The sequence below is a fragment of the Marinobacter sp. R17 genome (genome assembly GCF_003789045.1).
GTDB classification, from domain to species: Bacteria; Pseudomonadota; Gammaproteobacteria; order Pseudomonadales; family Oleiphilaceae; genus Marinobacter_A; species Marinobacter_A mangrovi.
Map to the genome: position 1 here is coordinate 63,005 of NZ_RHGZ01000008.1, position 17,154 is coordinate 80,158.

Below are 17,154 nucleotides of genomic sequence, written 5' to 3' on the forward strand. Positions count from 1 at the left end.
GACCGGTTCCGGTCCGGGGCTCAGGATAAACGGTGACGGCAGGTTAGCATGCGGAAGGCGCCTGCAGGATTCGCCCTGCAGGCCAGTTGAAGCGGTAAATCGGGCAAGCGGAATTACTGGTAGTCGGCGAACGCGTGCTCGTCGGCCGCCAATGACAGGCACAGGCTGCCGGGTCCGATATAGATGCTGCTGGTTATCCCCATCTGGGAGAGCAGCAGTTCGACATCGTGTTTGGCACAGGTTTCACGCAGCTGATCGAGTCCGGGCAGTGCATGGATCTCCTCCCACGACAGCCCACAGGACAGGGCGACATAAGGCGTCAGCAGTCCCGCCTCCACCCGCGCAACGGCGTAGTTCATCACCTTCTCGACCGCCGCATCGAAATTGCGGGTCTTGGCCGCGGGCTTGCCCTCGGCGCCCTGCCCAAAGATGATCGGCGTGATGTTCAGTGCCTTACCCAGAAACGCCACAACGCCCGAAATGCTCTTGTCCCCACGGCGACGCGCCCGCTCACGGATGTAGTGCAGATCCCGCGGAATCACCGTGGTGTAGATCTGGTCCGTAAACGCCTCCACCTGCTGGCGCAGGGCATTCTTGGAAAGCTTCTGGTCGATCAGGCGCAGGGTGTGGGCTGCCAGCAGGCCCTGACCGGCAAAGATCTGCTTGCTATCGATCACCCGCATGGAGAATTTACCCTCGCGCCCCGCCGCTTCACGGGCGTCGTGGTAATGCGCCATGACACTGTTCATGGCTTCGGTCGCGTTCTGGAAAATCAGGCTGCGGGAGCGGGTCACCGTCTCACAGAACGCCACGTCGTACTGGGTGACGATCTCATTCAGGAACAGGTCGTGGATCTGCTCGGCACTGTAGGCCTCGGTTTCGGCGTGGTGGCCCTTCTGCAACAGGCCACTGTCGTAGAATTCCGCCGTTTTGGCCGGGTCGTGGTCATCGACATAGGTTTGACCGTCGATGCGGGCGGTTACGGGGAGGATGAACAGGTTGTTTCGTCGGGAAAACTCAAACGGCAAATCACAGGCTGAATCAACGATCAGACCAACTCGCATGCTAGTGTCCCTCTATATCTCCACTTGCTTCACCGGGTCGATGACGATGCCGGCAACGCTTCTTATGCTTATTGTGTGGGGCGCACCCCTAAGGATGCGCCATTACGGGAGGAATATCACAGTCCGGCGGGCTTTGCAGTAAACTCTTGCAAACTGTGGTCAGGTCTCAGGCGCTCTTCCGGGTTGGCCCGTCGTCCGTATCGTAGACCGAATCCAGTTCTTTCAGGTTCCTTTCCAGCAGCTCCCGGTTGTCCTGGTCCCAGGGATGAAACCCGGTCCGGAAATAGGCCAGGAACTCCGGCAGACAACGACGCAGCACCCCCGGCTTGCCCCACAGAAAGTTGATCCCTTCGAGCCAGACCCGCGGACTCCACAGCTTGCCCTCGGACTTCAGAATGCTGCAGGTATTCAGGAACGTGAACTTGAAGAAGTTGTAGGTCACGAACAGGAAAACCACCTTGCGCAGCCGCTCGTCGCCGACACACTGGCGATAGACGTCGAAGGCCACCGCTTTGTGCTCGGTTTCCTCAATGGCGTGCCAGCGCCAGAGAGCCCGCATCTGCGGTGTGGCGCCTTCCATCCACTCCGGGTGTCCGAGGATGGCATTGGCCAGCACAGCGGTGTAGTGCTCGGCGCCGCAGGTGCCGGCCAGTTGGCGCGACGGCGGCAGCTTTTTCACCCACCGGGTGTGCCTCTGGAAACGGGCGTCGATGGCATCGATGTCGTAGCCGCGTGCCTTCAGCCCTTCGTTATAAGCCCGGTGTTCGCGACCGTGCAGCGCTTCCTGGCCGATAAAGCCACGGACTTCCTGCTTCAGTTTGGGATCGTCAATCCGGTCGCGATAGAGCCGGACCGAATGGATGAACTGCTCTTCGCCATCCGGAAACTGCAGGGACAGCGCATTGAAAAACGCAGTCCGGAACAGACTGTTGCCGTGCCACAGGGTGCGTAGCTCCTGCTGCACATCGAAGCTGATATGCCGCGGTTCGACGCGGATACCCGCCGGTGTGGAACTGGCAGACATAGACACCTCCATCGGTTGCCTTGTTCTTATTGTCTCTTGAACCGTCCGGCGCCCGGCTTCCCGGGCTTCAGATTTATTCGACACCCTTCAAATTAAAGCGATCGCTTCAATTAATAATTCGAGCATAGCGCAGTGATCACGGGTTGCACAGTCCCGCCACGACGATTGGCAGTCCGATCGGGCCATTCAGCGCGCTCCCCCAAGGCTTCAAACGCCCAAAACAGCGTTGTGGTATTCCGTGGCGCCGTGCAAAATCAGGCGTTTATAAAACCATAAGAATCAGGGACAGCTGGAGACGCACACGCATGGACATCAAAGGGGCGGTGGCCGTCATTACGGGCGGAGCTTCTGGCCTGGGCGAGGCCACGGCGCGACGCCTCGCAGGACGCGGGGCCCGGGTGGCCATCCTCGACCTGCAATCAGAACGGGGCCAGTCCGTGATGGCCGACATCGACGGGTTGGCGATCGAATGCGATGTCCGCGACGACGACGCCACGGAAGCAGCCTTTCGACACATTATCGACACCCTCGGCGCCCCCTCGATTCTGGTGAACTGCGCCGGCATTGCCACGGCCGAGAAAATCATTCGCAAGGGTCGGGCAGCCACCATGGAGCGGTTCCGGCGGGTGATCGACACCAACCTGTTCGGCACTTTCAACAGCCTCCGACTGGCCGCCGAGGCGATGAAAGACCGCGAACACAACGCTGATGGCGAGCGGGGTGTGATCATCAACACGGCCTCCATAGCCGCCTACGAAGGCCAAATCGGACAGACGGCCTACGCAGCCTCCAAGGGTGCCGTGGTCTCGTTGACGCTCCCCGCCGCGCGGGAACTGGCGGACTACGGCATCCGGGTCAACGCCATCGCACCGGGCCCGTTCACGACCCCGATGGTGGCCCGCCTGCCGAGAGAGGCGAAAGCGAACCAGGCCGCCTGCATTCCCTTTCCCGCACGATTTGGTTACCCCGACGAGTTCGCCCGCCTGGTCGGGCAGATCATCGAAAACCCGATGCTGAACGGCGAAACCATCCGGCTGGATGGGGCGCTTCGCATGACCGCCGTCTGACGAGACAGGAGCCACGACTGTGCTGCACCGACTTCTTTTGCTGCCACTGGCCCCCGCCCTGATTGTCGAAGGTCGCTGGGTTCGGGCCCATACCCCACGGTTGCCGGAGCCCGAGGGGGCGCGCGCGGGCGTCTGTGGCGACGGCCCCGACCTGCGACTGCTGATCATCGGCGACTCGGCCGCGGCGGGGGTCGGCGCCCCAACCCAGGACCAGGCGCTGGCCGGTCAGGTCAGTCGCAAGCTGGGCGATCACTATCGCGTTCACTGGCACCTGGAAGCCCTGACCGGCCGCCGCGTCGACGATTACCTGCCGCCCAATGGCCCGCTGCCAGACTTCGATCCGGACGTGATCCTGATCTCCATCGGAGTGAACGACGTGACGTCATCCATGAGCGCGAAGCAGTGGCTGACAAAAGTCGGCCAGTGGCTCGGACACTTGCGGGACCGCTATCAACCGGCCCTGATCCTGTTCACCGATGTACCGCCCATGGACCACTTTCCCGCCCTGCCCCAGCCACTGCGCTGGTATCTGGGCAAACGGGCGCGGGAGTTCAACAATGGGCTGGCGCCACTGTTGCGCGGGATGCGCGACGTGGTACGGGTGAGCGTGCTGTTCGAGAACGATCCGGCCGTGATGGCATCCGATGGTTTTCACCCGGGCCCGGAAGGCTACCGGGTGTGGGCCAACGAAGTATTGACACTGGTACGCAGCCGGCTCGGGGACGAGCCGGCTGCGTCCACCGGAGTCACTTGATGGATTTGGCGGTATCCCGCAGCACAAATTTCTGGATCTTGCCGGTGGAGGTCTTAGGCAGTTCCTGGAAGACCACCGTCTTCGGCGCCTTGTAGTGGGCCAGTCGCTCACGGCAGAAGCGGATAATCTCTTCCTCGGTGACCTCGCCGGCATCCGGTTTAAGGGTGACGAAGGCGCAGGGGGTCTCGCCCCACTTCTCGTCCGGGCGGGCCACCACCGCCGCTTCCAGCACCGCCGGATGACGGTAGAGTGCGTCCTCGACCTCGATGGTGGAAATGTTTTCGCCGCCGGAGATGATGATGTCCTTGAGCCGGTCCTTGATCTCCACGTAGCCGTCTTCATGGCAGACACCCAGGTCGCCGGTGTGGAACCAGCCGCCGCGGAAAGCCGCTTCGGTGGCATCCGGATTCTTCAGGTAGCCCTTCATGATGGTGTTGCCGCGAAGGAAGATCTCACCGATGGTCTTGCCGTCTTTCGGCACGGCTTCCATGCTTTCCGGATCGCCCACCATCATGCCGGCCAGTGTCGGGTAGCGGACCCCCTGGCGGGCTTTCATGTCGGCCCGTTCGTCCAGGGGCAGCTCGTCCCAGCGGGATTTCCAGGCACAGACGGTAACCGGTCCGTAGCTCTCGGTGAGCCCGTAGACGTGGGTGATGCGAATGCCCATTTCCTCGATGGCGCCGATCACCTTGGCAGGCGGTGCCGCGCCGGCCGTCATGGCATTGACCGGATGGCCGATCGTGGTTTGCTTGTCCTTGGGGACGTTCAATAGACCGTTGAGGACGATGGGCGCGCCGCACAGGTGAGTGACACCATGCTCTTCAATCAACCGAAGGATCTTTTCCGGGTCCACCTTGCGCAGGCAGACGTGGGTGCCGGCCACCGCTGTGACGGTCCAGGGGAAACACCAGCCGTTGCAGTGGAACATGGGCAGCGTCCACAGATAGACCGGGTGCATGCCCATGGACCAGACTTCCGAATTCCCCAGCGCGTTCAGGTAGGCCCCGCGGTGGTGATAGACCACCCCCTTGGGATTGCCGGTGGTGCCTGAGGTGTAATTGAGGGAAATGGCGTCCCACTCGTCCGGCGGCGGCTGCCAGTTGTATTCCGGGTCACCGTCGGCGATGAAGGCTTCGTAGTCGAGGTCGCTGACGGCCTCGCCCTCGCCGTACTCGGGATCGTTCACGTCAATGATCAACGGCGGGTTGTCCAGTTTTGCGACGGCGTCCCGGATCACCGGGCCGAATTCCCGATCGACCAGCAGCACCTTGGCCTCGGCGTGCTTGAGCACGAAGGCGATCAGGTCGGCATCCAGCCGGATGTTCAGGGCGTTGAGCACGGCCCCGCTCATGGGGACGCCGAAATGACACTCGAGCATCTGGGGAATGTTGGGGAGCATGGCCGCCACGGTATCGCCCCGGCGAATACCGTGCTTGGCCAGCGCCGATGCCAGCCGGCAGCAGCGTTCGTAGGTTTGCCCCCAGGTGTACCGGGTCTTGCCGTGAATGACGGCCGTGTATTCGGGATAGACCCGGGCCGTGCGGGCAATGAAGTCGATCGGCGTCAGGTTGTCGTAGTTGGCGTTAACGGGCCCAAGGCCCTCCTCGTAGATCGACGGCATGGGACTCCCCCGGCAGGTTTCGAGTGATTGGCCCATTCAGTGTAGAACCAAACCCGCTTTGATCACCAACCTTTCGGGGTGCCTCCCGTCATCTCACGCGGCCCGTCTCATCTGGGTGGCCACCAGCTCGCCGAGTGTCCGGATCGCCCACTCAATCCGCTCGCTCCAGGGGTTGGCGCAGTTCAGGCGGATGTAGTCCTCATACTTGTCCGTCGTCGAGAACATCCGCCCCGGCGCGATGTTGATGCTCCTTTCCCGCGCCTCCTGATAGATGGTGGTTCCGGAGACGCCGTGAGGCAGCTGCACCCAGAGTACGAAACCGCCCATGGGACGGCTCACCGCCGTGCCTTCCGGGAATTCGCGCACCACGGCCGCGCGCAGGCGTTCCGTCGCTTCCTTGTAGCGCTGGCGGGCGGTACGCAGATAGCGGTCGTATCCGCCCTGCTCCAGGAAATGGGCTACCGCCAGTTGGGGGATGCTCGCCGTCGCCATGTTGTTGAAGTACTTCTGCTGACTGATTTCGGCGAATCGTGGTCCCGGCACCACCCAGCCCAGGCGCAGGCCCGGCGAGATGGTCTTGGAGAACGAGCTGCAATAGATCACGTTGCCGGTGGTGTCGAACGACTTGGCCGGTCGTGGCCGTTCTCCCTCGAACGGCAAATCGCCGTAGATATCGTCCTCGATCATGGGCACCTGCCTTTCCGCCAGCAGGTTCACCAACCGTTTTTTCTGGCTGTCCGGCATGCGCACACCCAGCGGGTTGCTGTGGTTGGCCACCACCACACAGGCCTTGATGGGCCATTGCTCCAGGGCCAGCTCCAGCCCTTCGAGGCTCATGCCCTCCAGTGGATGGGTGGGTATTTCCAGCGCGCGCAGACCGACCACCTCCAGGGCCTGGAGGATGCCCGGAAACGACGGCGATTCCACCGCGACGATGTCGCCGGGCTGGGTCACCGCGCGCAGGGCCAGAATAATCGCTTCCTGGGCCCCATTGGTGGCGATGATGTCCTCATGGGTGGTCACCACGCCGAGGTTGGTCATGCGCTGGGCGATCTGGCGCCGGAACACGTCCTTGCCGGGAAAGGCATAGTCCAGGGCTTCCAACCCCTGCCGGGCGGCCCAGAGCGTCGCATGCTGGATCTGGCGCAGCGGCACATAGTCGGCATGCGGCACGGCGGCGCCCAGCGCCACCATGTGTTTGCGCTCGACGGTGCACAGATCCAGCGCCATATCCCGCGCCGTGACGGGAGCCGGCCGGGACTTGGGACGCTGCATGATAGGAATCGGGGCTTCCTTGCAAGGAACCCTGGCGTAGTAGCCGCTGCGCTCACGCGCTTCCAGATAGCCGCGACTCTCCAGCGTCTGGTGCGCCTGGAGAACGGTGGAAATACTGACACCGAACTGGCGGCTGAGCACCCGTACGCCGGGCAAACGCTCACCTTCGCGGTAGACGCCGTCACTGATCAACTGCTGGATCTGATCGGCCAGCTTGGCATAGAGGACAGTCATGGTGGTGCTCCCTGAACAGGCCCAGATGGGCATTTATCCTTGTGTTCCATGCTCCCAGAAACACAGACTTCACCGGCAGCACAGTTGTTCAGTCAATCGACCGGTACAGTTGGATCGCATCGCCTCCTGTACCGGTTCAATTATAGCGTGACTGGATCTGTGACGGTTAGCCCTGGCTCGGGACAATGCGGTTCGGACTCACGGAAAGGAGTACTGCCATGCTGACTTCACGCTACCCGCGCCCTCGTCTCGGGCGTCTGCGCAACGATCTGCTGGACCTGGATGGCGCCATTGGGTCGATCACCGTCATGGACCCGATCACCACGACACAGTGGCTGACGGAGGCCGGATTCGCACCCCGCCATCGGGAGCCGGGTCACTGGATCCTGAGCCGCGGCGCGCAGCATATTCACCTGTACGGTGAGGCAGAACTTTCCGCGTTCGCCCAACGCTATCGCCCAAACCATGCCCCTGTGGCACTCTCAGACACGACACCCGAGGAGATCGATTCATGACCGAACTGCCCCTGTACCAGGTGGACGCCTTTGCCAGCCGCCCGTTCCGCGGAAACCCCGCGGCGGTGATGCCGCTGACGAACTGGCTGGACGACAGTCTGCTGCAATCGCTGGCACTGGAGAACAACCTGTCGGAAACCGCCTTCCTGGTGCGCGAACCGGAGGGCAGCGACGCAGACTTCCATATTCGCTGGTTCACGCCGGGGATCGAAGTGCCGCTGTGCGGCCACGCCACACTGGCGTCGGCCTGGGTGATTTTCAATCGGCTGGAATGGCCAAACGACACGGTGCGCTTCCGATCCCTGAGTGGCCCGCTGGGCGTCAGCCGCAAGGCGGATGGCTGGCTGGAACTGGATTTCCCCAATCTGCCCTACGCGCCAATCCCAACACCGGAGATCATCCGTCGCAGCGTACCGGAGGCACCGGAACAGGCGCTGCTGATCAACAACGACGCCAATCACATGATCGTGCTGGAAAGCGAAGCCGCCGTCCGGGCCCTGAATCCGGATCTGCGAGCCCTGAAAGCACTGGAGCGCGGCGGCCTGATCGTGACGGCGCCGGGTGACGACTGCGACTTCGTCAGCCGCTACTTCTGCCCGGCCGACGGCATTGACGAGGATCCGGTGACGGGCTCGATCCACAGTGTGTTGACGCCCTATTGGGCGGAGCGCCTGGGCAGGACCCGACTGGTTGCGCGCCAACTTTCGGCCCGTGGCGGGGAGCTGCGCTGTGAACTGCACGGTGACCGCGTCCACATTGCCGGGCAGGCCGTGCCTTACCTGACCGGCACGGTGCAACTGGCCTGACCGGTGATCGCCGTCAGCTTACCGCACGGGCCTCCGGCTGGCGGCGGTCATTGATCGGGCTGGTGCCAAAATAGCGCTTGTAGTCGCGGCTGAACTGGTGAACGCTGCGATACCCTGTGGCTGCGGCGGCCTGATTGACGTTCAGGTCGTCGTGGGTCAGCAACAGCTGGGCATTGATCAATCTCAGTCGCTTGATGTACTGCAGGGGCGACACCTGGGTGACTTGCTTGAAGTGCTGATGGAACGTGGACACGCTCATGTTCGCCTCGCGCGCCAGGGCCTCCACCGACAGTTCCGTCCGGTAATCGGTGTGGATGTGGGTCAGCACCCGCACGATGCGCGAGTAGTTGCCCTGATTCCGGATCAGCGCCCTTAGCGCCGGTCCCTGCTGGCCTTTCAGTGCCTCGTAGACCACCTCGCGAATCCGCTGTTGGCCGGCAATCCGGGCGTCCATCGGATCATGCAGCGCCCGCAGCAGGCGAATGACCGCCTCGTGCATGCTGTCGGTCATTTCCACTGAATCCATCGGCCGGGGCGGTGTCGCCTCCGGGTCGTCGTCGACTTCCCCCATTTCCACCACCAGCTCACCCAGCATAGCGGGATCAATCTGCACGGCCAGCCCGAGCATGGGCGCTTCCTCCGAAGCAAAGGTCTCGCACTCAAACGGCAGCGGCAGGGTCTGGACGAGGTATTGGCCGGGGTTGTAGTGGATCTCACGATCGCCGAGGTAACCAATCTTGCGACCCTGGGCGATGATCGTCAGGCTGGGCTGGTAAATGATCGGTGTTCGATCGATTTTCCGATGGCAGGCCATGACACGGATACCGGGCAGCCGTGTGTCGGAGAATCCGTCACTTTCGATCAGTGGACGGATGAGGTCTTTCATTTCCGGTGAGCGGCCGATTTCGCTGTGCATGCCTTCTCTCGCGCGTTCTGACTGGGCGCTCCATTATGCCTAAAATATCCACGCCGGGAACAGGGATCGCCACGCCTTCATAGAAATGTGCAAAAACGCCAAAGGAACGTTGATGGTCGGCCCGAGCCCGATCTCGCACACTGTGAACCCTGCAAGTCGATTGAATTCCATCCCATTGAAAGAGGATACACACCGATGTCGAATGCAAAGGGTTACGCAGCGCACTCGAACACCTCCGGCCTGGCGCCGTTCAGCTTCGACCGGCGCGAACCGCGGCCGGATGATGTATCGATCGAGATTGATTACTGCGGCGTTTGCCACACCGATATCCACTTCGTCCAGAACGACTGGGGCGTGACCAACTACCCGGTGGTCCCGGGCCACGAAATCATTGGCCGCGTCACCGCCGTCGGCAGCGACGTCACCGGTTTCAAAGTCGGCGATGTCGTCGGCGTGGGCTGTATGGTGGACTCCTGCCGCAGCTGCTCGGCCTGCGAGGCCGGTCTGGAACAGTATTGCCTGGAAGGCATGACTTCCACCTACAACGGCGAGGACCGTCACGATCACAGCATCACCTACGGCGGCTATTCCGACAAGGTGGTGGTCAGCGAGCGGTTCGTGGTGAAGGTTCCGGAGAAGCTGGATCCGTCCAGCGCGGCGCCGATCCTGTGTGCCGGCATTACCACCTATTCCCCGCTGCGCCACTACGGCGTCAAAGCCGGTCATAAAGTGGGTGTGATCGGCATGGGCGGCCTGGGCCACATGGGCGTGAAATTCGCCAAGGCGCTGGGCGCGGAAGTGACGATCTTCACCCGCTCAGAAAGCAAGGTGGCCGAGGCCAAGAAACAGGGCGCGGACCACGTGGTGATTTCCACGGACGAGGCGCAGATGGCTGCGGCCGCGGAGCACTATGACTTCATGCTCGATACCGTGCCGGTCCAGCACGACCTCAATCCGTACCTGAACTGCCTCAAGTTCGACGGCATCCACATTATTGTCGGCCTGCTCGAGCCGGTGGATCCGGCCCTGGAAGCGGGCAATCTGGTGTTCAAGCGTCGGGTACTGGCCGGTTCCCTGATCGGTGGCATGCCGGAGACCCAGGAAGTCCTGGATTTCTGCGCCGAGCACGACATCACCTGCGATGTGGAAATGCTGGACATCCAGAACATCAACGGGGCCTATGAGCGCATGAAGAAAGGCGATGTGAAGTACCGCTTCGTCATCGACATGCAGTCCCTCAAGGCGAGCTGATCGCCGACCGCCCCGGGCGCTCAACCATCGACGAGTGTTAACGGGGCGGCGCCCTCCACGCGATTCCGACCATGCTCCTTGGCCCGATAGAGGGCGTGGTCGGCATCCCGCATCATTCGATCGAACACCGTATCCATGGCGCCGGCGCCATAGTCACCGAACCAGGTCGCACACCCGATGCTGACCGTCACCCAACCCAGCGGCGAGCCGTCGTGGGGAATCGCCAGGTCAAACACCGCCTTGCGGACACGGTCGGCCACGGCCAGCGCTTCTTCCGCGTCGATGGTCGGCAGCAGGATCGCGAACTCCTCCCCTCCCAGACGCACGGACAACTCCCCCGCCCGCGCGCACTGGTGACGAAACACCTCGGCCAGGCGAACCAGGCAGCGATCCCCCTGGGAGTGTCCGTACTGGTCGTTATAGGCCTTGAAGTAATCCACATCGATCATCAGCACGGATATCGGTTCGCCACTGCGTTGGGCACGACGTCCCTCTTGTTCCCGAACTTCCGTGAAGTAGCGCCGATTGGCCAACCCCGTCAACGGATCGGTGCGTGACAGGCGGTACAGTTCGCGCCGGCTCGCTTCCAGCTGACGCTGGCGCTGCCAGCGCTCGATGACCTTGAACAGGATCTCGCCCAACAACCGTATCAGACGCTCTTCCAACGGCGTGTACAGGCGATTGGCCGGCTCGCGGAACAGCAGAAGGTAGCGCTCGCCTTCCATCTGGACCGAACAGATCGTGTCTCCATCCGACCAGGAAGCCGGCCCCACATACCAGCCCGGGAACCATTCGGCCCGGGCCAGGACGTCAATATCCGGCAGTTCGCCGCGGGTGCCGGTCCACTGGTAGCACCACGTCCAGTCGCCTTCGACCGGGGCCAGCGCGATGCCGCCGGCAGTGGCCCCCAGTCGCTCGGCACTCTCCGAGAGGGCATCACGGATGGCCTGGGGTTGACCGGCCGCCGGCACGTCAATCAGCTTGACGGACAGCCGTGACAGAAACTCAAGCGCGGCATTGATATTCGACACGTCCTCGGTGCGCTGGCGTATCCGATCGTCCAGCCGGTCCCGTTCCTCGCTGAGGGCGCGGATGGCCTGGTCACGCTCTTCGCTGAATCGGGCAATGCCGTCACGCAGCGTGTTGAAACCCTCCACCATCAGGTCGATCTCATCCTCCCAGTGATGTCGGGTGCGTTCGAGTTCCAGCGGTGGATTGCGACGGCCCGGGTTGAGCTGCCGGCTGTAATCGGCCAGGGTCCGCAGCGGTTTGTTCAGGCGCGCAAAGATAATCCGGTAGGTGATCAGGCTCACCACCAGCGCGAACAGGACAAACTCCAGAAAGCTGATGACCACCGACTCGGTGATGGCCTGGTTGATGTAGTTCTGGTCGTACCAGATATCCAGCTCACCGAGGGTTTCACCCTGGTCGGCGGGATGGGGAACCGGAATACGACGGTCCGGCGCGCGCTGTTGAGGTCTGCTTCCGGACAGGAATGTCATCCCGGTGGCTGCCGATACCCGGGCCGCCGCGATTTCCGGATGACCGGCAATCAGGTCCACCTGGTGTTGCAGGGCGTCCGCCTCGATATCCCAGATACCCACGGTGAGCATCGGCACATAGGCCTTGGCGAAGGCGGTGGTCAGCTTTTCGACCCGGTCCAGTTCCTTGTGGTAGGCGTGGTAGCAGTAAAACACGCCGACCACCATCGCAAACACGCCCGCGGCCGCCACGACATTGCGCAGCACCGTACTGGCGAGAGAATGGAAAGGACGGGCAACGACGCGCATCAGGGCTCCAGCAACCGGGCAAGTTCAAAGTCGTAATGGTCGACTGCCGGATTCAGCGCCTTGCTAAACGGCCGGAAATCCAGCGATGGCACGCCGCTCGCCCCGAATATGGCCAGATAGCGTCGCGCCTTGGCGGGCGAAAACAGCGTGAACATCGGGCGCGCCATTTCCAGCCCTTCCGAATCGGCAAAGTCGATGCCGTGCTGATAGTCGTAAAGCACCACCAGCGCCCAGGCGCCGGCCATGAAGTGGCCGCCGGCCAGTGCGGTCAGCTTGCCGGAAATCACCGCCTGCATGGCCTCGGCCGAGGTGTTCACACCCGAGAACAGCACGTCTTTTCCCGGTATTCGACGCCCCAGGGCCGACATGGCCCCAAAGGCCACCTGATCACTGCCCGACCAGGCCAGGGTCGCGTCGGGATAACGCTGGTAAAGCTGACCGGCCTTGAAAGCCGCCACATCCTGCCGCCAGTCGGTCTGCACGAGCTGGTCGACGACCACATCCCCCGCTTCTGCAACGGCCTTGCGCATCCCCTCGTTGCGCTGGATCGACGAATCGGTTGAGCGATCCCCGGACAGGGCCAGCAGATGGAAGCGGCCATCCGGCGCCGACAGCCCCTTATATCGCGCAGCGTCGATGAGCTTTTTTGCCGTCAGGTACCCCGCATCCTCCGCTTCGGGTGTCAGTGAACCCAGCAGCTCACTGAAATGCTCGCGGGGTAATCCGTACTGTTGGTGTTCGGAGGGCAGCAGGCCATTGTAAGCCAGGAAAACAGGAATACCGGCCGCTTCGGCCAGTGTCATCTGGGCGGCAAAGGAGCCCTTTTCGACCGACAGGATCAGGTAATCGGGCCGCGCCGCCGGCGGGCGGGCAGTCACCTCGCGGGTCAGCTCAATCTGCTGGAGAACATCCCGCTCGGCATAGACGATTTCCAGATCAATGCCCAGACTGCGCGCTGCGGATTGCATGCCACGGGACGCATCGACCCAGAAGGCTTCATCGTGATGCCCCGGGTTGATAAACGTGACGGAAAAGGCCCAGCCCCATACGGGCAGGCCGACCATCACCAACGCGACTGCAATTCGTAACACCACCGACTCCAACGCCATCAGACTTTGCGGCGCCGATTATAATGATGGTTACGCAAAGTGACCATTTTTTACACATATTAATTTACATTTCTTTTTATTGTGGATAAGGCGTTACGACGACAATCCAAAGAGAGGGCGTACTGAAAGAGGGCCGTCCGGGGTCCTACAGTTTCCAGGGAATGGGCGGCGGGGACAGGCGGGGACCATCGAATTGGGGCACATCGCCGAAGCGATCACTGGCCGCCTCCCAATCCCGCTGCGCCTCGGCGATTTCGGCCCTGGAATAGCCCACAAAATTCCACCACATCAGCAATTCGTCGTTCAGGGGCTCGCCGCCGAGCAACAGCGCCCGACCTCCGGCCGGCGCCTCGAACGTCACCTCGGACCGTCCCATACCGAAATACGCCAGCTCGTTGACGTCATAGGTTTCGCCAGAGCAGGTGAATGCGCCCTCCAGAGGCAGCAGCCCGTATTCATAGTCCGGCCGCAAAGGGATCGTGATCGGACCGCCGGATGGATGACGCAAATCCATGCCAATCAGCGGCGAAAAGGCCAGAGTCGGCGCGTTGTGTTCGCGGAAATGCCCCGTCAGTAAGGTGGCGTCGGCCCCCTGCTCCTGCCAGCGTGGCAGATAGGGATAGTGATCGAAACGGGGCTCGGTCTCCCGGTCGGCATACGGCAGGGCGATCCAAAGTTGCACCGCGTGCAGGGTGTCGGAATCGCCTATGGATTCTTCGGTGTGTGCGATCCCCTGACCGGCCGTCATCAGGTTCACCTCGCCCGGGCGAATGACCTGCTCGGAGCCCAGGCTGTCCCGGTGCAGGATCTCCCCGGCAATCATCCAGGTGAACGTCTGAAGGCCAATATGGGGATGGGGCCCGATGCGCATCCCGGTATCGCCGGGGCCGAAGGTGGTCGGGCCAATATGGTCGAGGAAGCACCAGGCACCGATCGTACGCCGCTCCCGGGTCGGCACCGACCGGGCCACCGGAATGCCGCCGACATTGGTGAGGCGGGCCTTGACCCGTTGCACCTGGCGCTGGCCATCGACCATCGGGCAATCCCGGGACGATGACAGCGTCGGATGAGGATCGGTGTTACTCATGACCACTCCTTTGCCGTCAGGATCTCTTATTTTCATTATAGCCATTCGAACCAACAACGACCCGAGCGTAAGAAAAACGTATAATCCGCCGCTGACATGTTCCAACCGGCCCCCAAAGTCCCCATGCCGCAAACCTACGATGTGATCATAATCGGCGCCGGTGCCGCCGGCCTGATGTGTGCCGCCACCGCCGGCTACCGCGGGCGCCGCGTGCTGGTGATCGATCACGCCAACAAGCCGGGCAAGAAGATCCTCATGTCTGGCGGCGGGCGCTGCAATTTCACCAACCTCAACAGCACGCCGGCCAACTTCCTGTCCGCCAATCCCCATTACTGCATCTCAGCCCTGAAACGCTATACGCCCCAGGATTTTCTGGAATTGGTCGAGCGGCACGGTATCGAACATGAGGAAAAGGCGGCGGGACAGCTGTTTTGCCGGGACAGCAGCAGGGACATTCTCAACATCCTGCTGACCGAGTGCGAATGGGCGGGCGCCGAGATCCGGCTCAAGACCAGTGTGACCGCGATCCGTGAACAGTCAGGGGGTTATCAGGTACGGACCAGCACCGGCACGCTGACCTGCGAATCGCTGATCGTGGCCTGTGGCGGGCTCTCGATTCCCACCATGGGCGCTACCGGCTTCGGCTATGACGTCGCCCGACAGTTTGGCCTGGAGGTTCTGCCCACCCGGGCGGGCCTGGTGCCCTTCACCTTGCATCCTGAACTGAAGGAGCAACTGGCGCCACTGTCCGGCATCAGCTGCCCGGTCGATGTCCACTGCAACGGCGAGCACTTCCGGGAACCCATGCTGGTGACGCATCGCGGGCTGAGCGGTCCATCGATGCTTCAGATTTCGAGCTTCTGGCAACCGGGGGATGCCCTCCAGATTGATCTGCTGCCCGGCGAGAACGCGCAGGAACGCCTCAGCCAGCTGCGCCAGGACAAGCCCCAGTCCACCGTGGCCCACTACCTGAACCGCCACCTGCCCAAGCGTTTTGCCCAGGCCTTCAACGACCTCCAGGGTTGGACGGGCCCCTTGCAGGGTTACCGTAATGCCGATCTCGAGGCCGTCGGACAGACACTCAATCGCTGGACCATCAAACCGGCGGGTACCGAAGGCTACCGGACGGCCGAGGTCACCCTCGGCGGCGTCGACACCCGCCAGCTGTCGTCAAAGACCATGGCCGTCAACGACCGACCCAACCTGTTCTTCATCGGCGAAGTGGTGGACGTGACCGGGCACCTTGGCGGGCACAACTTCCAGTGGGCCTGGGCGTCCGGCGTGGCAGCTGGCAACGCCGCCTGATCCGACGATCAGGCCGCCGCTGGCTCCAGATTGGCCACCCGGTACTCCCGAATCGGCCAGTGCAATGCAACCGCCACCAGACTCAGCGCCACACTGGTCCACCAGACCGCGTCATAGTGACCGGTGTGTTCGTAGATCCAGCCGCCCAGCCAGACACCGGTAAAGCTGCCCAACTGGTGCCCCAGGAACACGACGCCATATAGAGTTGCCATGTAGCGGGTGCCGAACATGGTCGCCACCAGTCCCGTGGTGGGCGGCACCGTCGCCAGCCAGAGAAAGCCCGTCAGACAGCTGAACGTGAGCACCGACGCCAGCGACAGCGGCAGCACCAGTAACGCCACCGTCACCACACCCCGGGCGATGTAGATGAACATCAGCACCCGCTTCATCGACACCCGGCCAGAGATGTAGCCCGACACCATCGCGCCCACCACATTGCACAGCCCGATCAGCGCGATGGACCAGGCCGCCACATCCGGATCAAAGCCGTTGTCGGTGAGATACCCCGGGAAATGGACGGTGATGAATGCCAGGTGGAAGCCACAGACGAAAAACCCCACCGTCAGCAACCAGTAAGAAAGATGGCCCCGGGCCAGCCCCATCGTTGTGGCAAAGGACGCTTCAGCCCCGGCCCCGGGGGTCGCGGGCGCAGTTACCTGAGGCTTAACCAGCCGGGCCAGCGGCATGACCAGGATGATCATGCCCAGCGCCATCAGGGACATGACATTCAACGCGCCGGTCCAGCCGAACAGGTCGATAAACTGCTGGGCCAGCGGCACGATCAGAAACTGGCCCATGGAGCCGGCGGCCGTCCCGACGCCGAGCACCCACTGACGATCCTCCTCGCTCACGGCCTTGGCCATCAGCGGCAGGACGATACCAAAACCGGTCCCGGCGATGCCGGCCCCCACCAGGAAGCCCGCGCCCATCTGCAGGGTCCAGACGGAATCGACACCCGCTGTCAGCCACAGCCCAAGCGCGTAGAGCAGCGCGCCCGCCACCAGCACTTTCGTGTTACCGAATCGATCCGCCAACCCACCGGCGAGGACCGCGATGACGCCCCAGGCCAGGTTCTGGATCGCCAGGGCCAGGCCAATGACGTCCCGCCCCCAATCGTTGGCCTCAGACATCGGCTGCACAAACAGGCCAAAACTGGCGCGAAAGCCAAAGGCAAACATCAGCAACAGCGAGGCCGCCACCAGGATGATCCAGGCATTGGGGCTCAGGCGGGCAGGCTTCATGGCGCGCTCCGTTCAGGTTGAGAATGAATTCAGCTATTCTCAACAGAAGCCTAATCACCAACAAACGATATTTTTTGCGACCTTGAAAGAGAATT

General features: G+C 62.4%; 15 protein-coding genes. 6 read left to right on the top strand and 9 right to left on the bottom strand.

The window, feature by feature from the left end; genetic code table 11:
* Positions 1–113 precede the first annotated feature (113 nt).
* The gene (locus tag EB809_RS07945) at positions 114–1,064 is read right to left on the bottom strand and encodes a DegV family protein (RefSeq protein WP_123634284.1); all 951 of its coding nucleotides are present in this window, start codon (positions 1,062–1,064) and stop codon (positions 114–116) included.
* Positions 1,065–1,230: 166 nt separating this feature from the next.
* Positions 1,231–2,088, bottom strand: coding sequence for a metal-dependent hydrolase (locus EB809_RS07950; RefSeq protein ID WP_123634285.1), 858 nt, complete (start codon positions 2,086–2,088; stop codon positions 1,231–1,233).
* A 305-nt stretch (positions 2,089–2,393) separates the two neighbouring features.
* On the opposite strand from EB809_RS07950, the gene EB809_RS07955 reads away from it, so the two are divergent.
* Together EB809_RS07955 and EB809_RS07960 are read left to right on the top strand one after the other, a co-directional pair.
* Positions 2,394–3,155: an SDR family NAD(P)-dependent oxidoreductase gene (locus EB809_RS07955; RefSeq protein WP_123634286.1), complete on the top strand. Its 762-nt coding sequence runs from the start codon at positions 2,394–2,396 to the stop codon at positions 3,153–3,155.
* Positions 3,156–3,174: 19 nt separating this feature from the next.
* On the top strand, positions 3,175–3,909 hold the full coding sequence (locus EB809_RS07960; protein WP_123634287.1) for an SGNH/GDSL hydrolase family protein: 735 nt from the start codon (positions 3,175–3,177) through the stop codon (positions 3,907–3,909).
* On the opposite strand, the gene EB809_RS07965 is transcribed toward EB809_RS07960, so the two are convergent.
* A complete protein-coding gene (locus EB809_RS07965; RefSeq protein WP_123634288.1) occupies positions 3,902–5,530 on the bottom strand; it encodes an acyl-CoA synthetase in 1,629 nt (542 codons plus the stop codon). The genes EB809_RS07960 and EB809_RS07965 overlap by 8 nt on opposite strands.
* Before the next feature lie 93 nt (positions 5,531–5,623).
* Positions 5,624–7,039: a PLP-dependent aminotransferase family protein gene (locus tag EB809_RS07970; RefSeq protein ID WP_123634289.1), complete on the bottom strand. Its 1,416-nt coding sequence runs from the start codon at positions 7,037–7,039 to the stop codon at positions 5,624–5,626.
* Between the two features lie 218 nt (positions 7,040–7,257).
* Between EB809_RS07970 and EB809_RS07975 the strand changes: the two genes are divergently transcribed.
* Together EB809_RS07975 and EB809_RS07980 are read left to right on the top strand one after the other, a co-directional pair.
* Complete coding sequence (locus EB809_RS07975; protein WP_123634290.1) at positions 7,258–7,554, top strand: hypothetical protein; 297 nt, start codon at positions 7,258–7,260, stop codon at positions 7,552–7,554.
* A complete protein-coding gene (locus EB809_RS07980) occupies positions 7,551–8,360 on the top strand; it encodes a PhzF family phenazine biosynthesis protein (protein ID WP_123634291.1) in 810 nt (269 codons plus the stop codon). Before EB809_RS07975 ends, EB809_RS07980 begins: the two co-directional genes overlap by 4 nt.
* 13 nt (positions 8,361–8,373) lie before the next feature.
* Here EB809_RS07980 and EB809_RS07985 read toward each other — a convergent pair whose 3' ends face one another.
* Positions 8,374–9,276 (bottom strand): AraC family transcriptional regulator, encoded by a 903-nt coding sequence (locus EB809_RS07985; RefSeq protein WP_123634292.1) that lies wholly within the window; start codon positions 9,274–9,276, stop codon positions 8,374–8,376.
* 195 nt (positions 9,277–9,471) lie between these two features.
* Here EB809_RS07985 and EB809_RS07990 point away from each other — a divergent pair, with 195 nt between their 5' ends.
* Positions 9,472–10,527, top strand: a complete 1,056-nt coding sequence (locus EB809_RS07990) for an NAD(P)-dependent alcohol dehydrogenase (RefSeq protein ID WP_123634293.1) — start codon at positions 9,472–9,474, stop codon at positions 10,525–10,527.
* A 20-nt stretch (positions 10,528–10,547) separates the two neighbouring features.
* On the opposite strand, the gene EB809_RS07995 is transcribed toward EB809_RS07990, so the two are convergent.
* The 3 genes from EB809_RS07995 to EB809_RS08005 form a co-directional block, all read right to left on the bottom strand.
* On the bottom strand, positions 10,548–12,317 hold the full coding sequence (locus tag EB809_RS07995; RefSeq protein ID WP_123634294.1) for a diguanylate cyclase: 1,770 nt from the start codon (positions 12,315–12,317) through the stop codon (positions 10,548–10,550).
* Positions 12,317–13,408: an ABC transporter substrate-binding protein gene (locus EB809_RS08000; protein WP_223807867.1), complete on the bottom strand. Its 1,092-nt coding sequence runs from the start codon at positions 13,406–13,408 to the stop codon at positions 12,317–12,319. The genes EB809_RS07995 and EB809_RS08000 overlap by 1 nt, the downstream gene beginning before the upstream one ends.
* A gap of 163 nt (positions 13,409–13,571) precedes the next feature.
* Positions 13,572–14,513 carry a pirin family protein gene (locus tag EB809_RS08005; protein WP_123634295.1) on the bottom strand — a complete coding sequence of 314 codons (942 nt, stop codon included), beginning with the start codon at positions 14,511–14,513 and terminating at the stop codon, positions 13,572–13,574.
* A gap of 123 nt (positions 14,514–14,636) precedes the next feature.
* On the opposite strand from EB809_RS08005, the gene EB809_RS08010 reads away from it, so the two are divergent.
* On the top strand, positions 14,637–15,818 hold the full coding sequence (locus tag EB809_RS08010) for an NAD(P)/FAD-dependent oxidoreductase (RefSeq protein WP_123634359.1): 1,182 nt from the start codon (positions 14,637–14,639) through the stop codon (positions 15,816–15,818).
* A gap of 8 nt (positions 15,819–15,826) precedes the next feature.
* Here the strand turns inward: EB809_RS08010 and EB809_RS08015 are convergent, their stop codons facing one another.
* A complete protein-coding gene (locus EB809_RS08015) occupies positions 15,827–17,059 on the bottom strand; it encodes an MFS transporter (RefSeq protein ID WP_123634296.1) in 1,233 nt (410 codons plus the stop codon).
* Between the last annotated feature and the right edge of the window lie 95 nt (positions 17,060–17,154).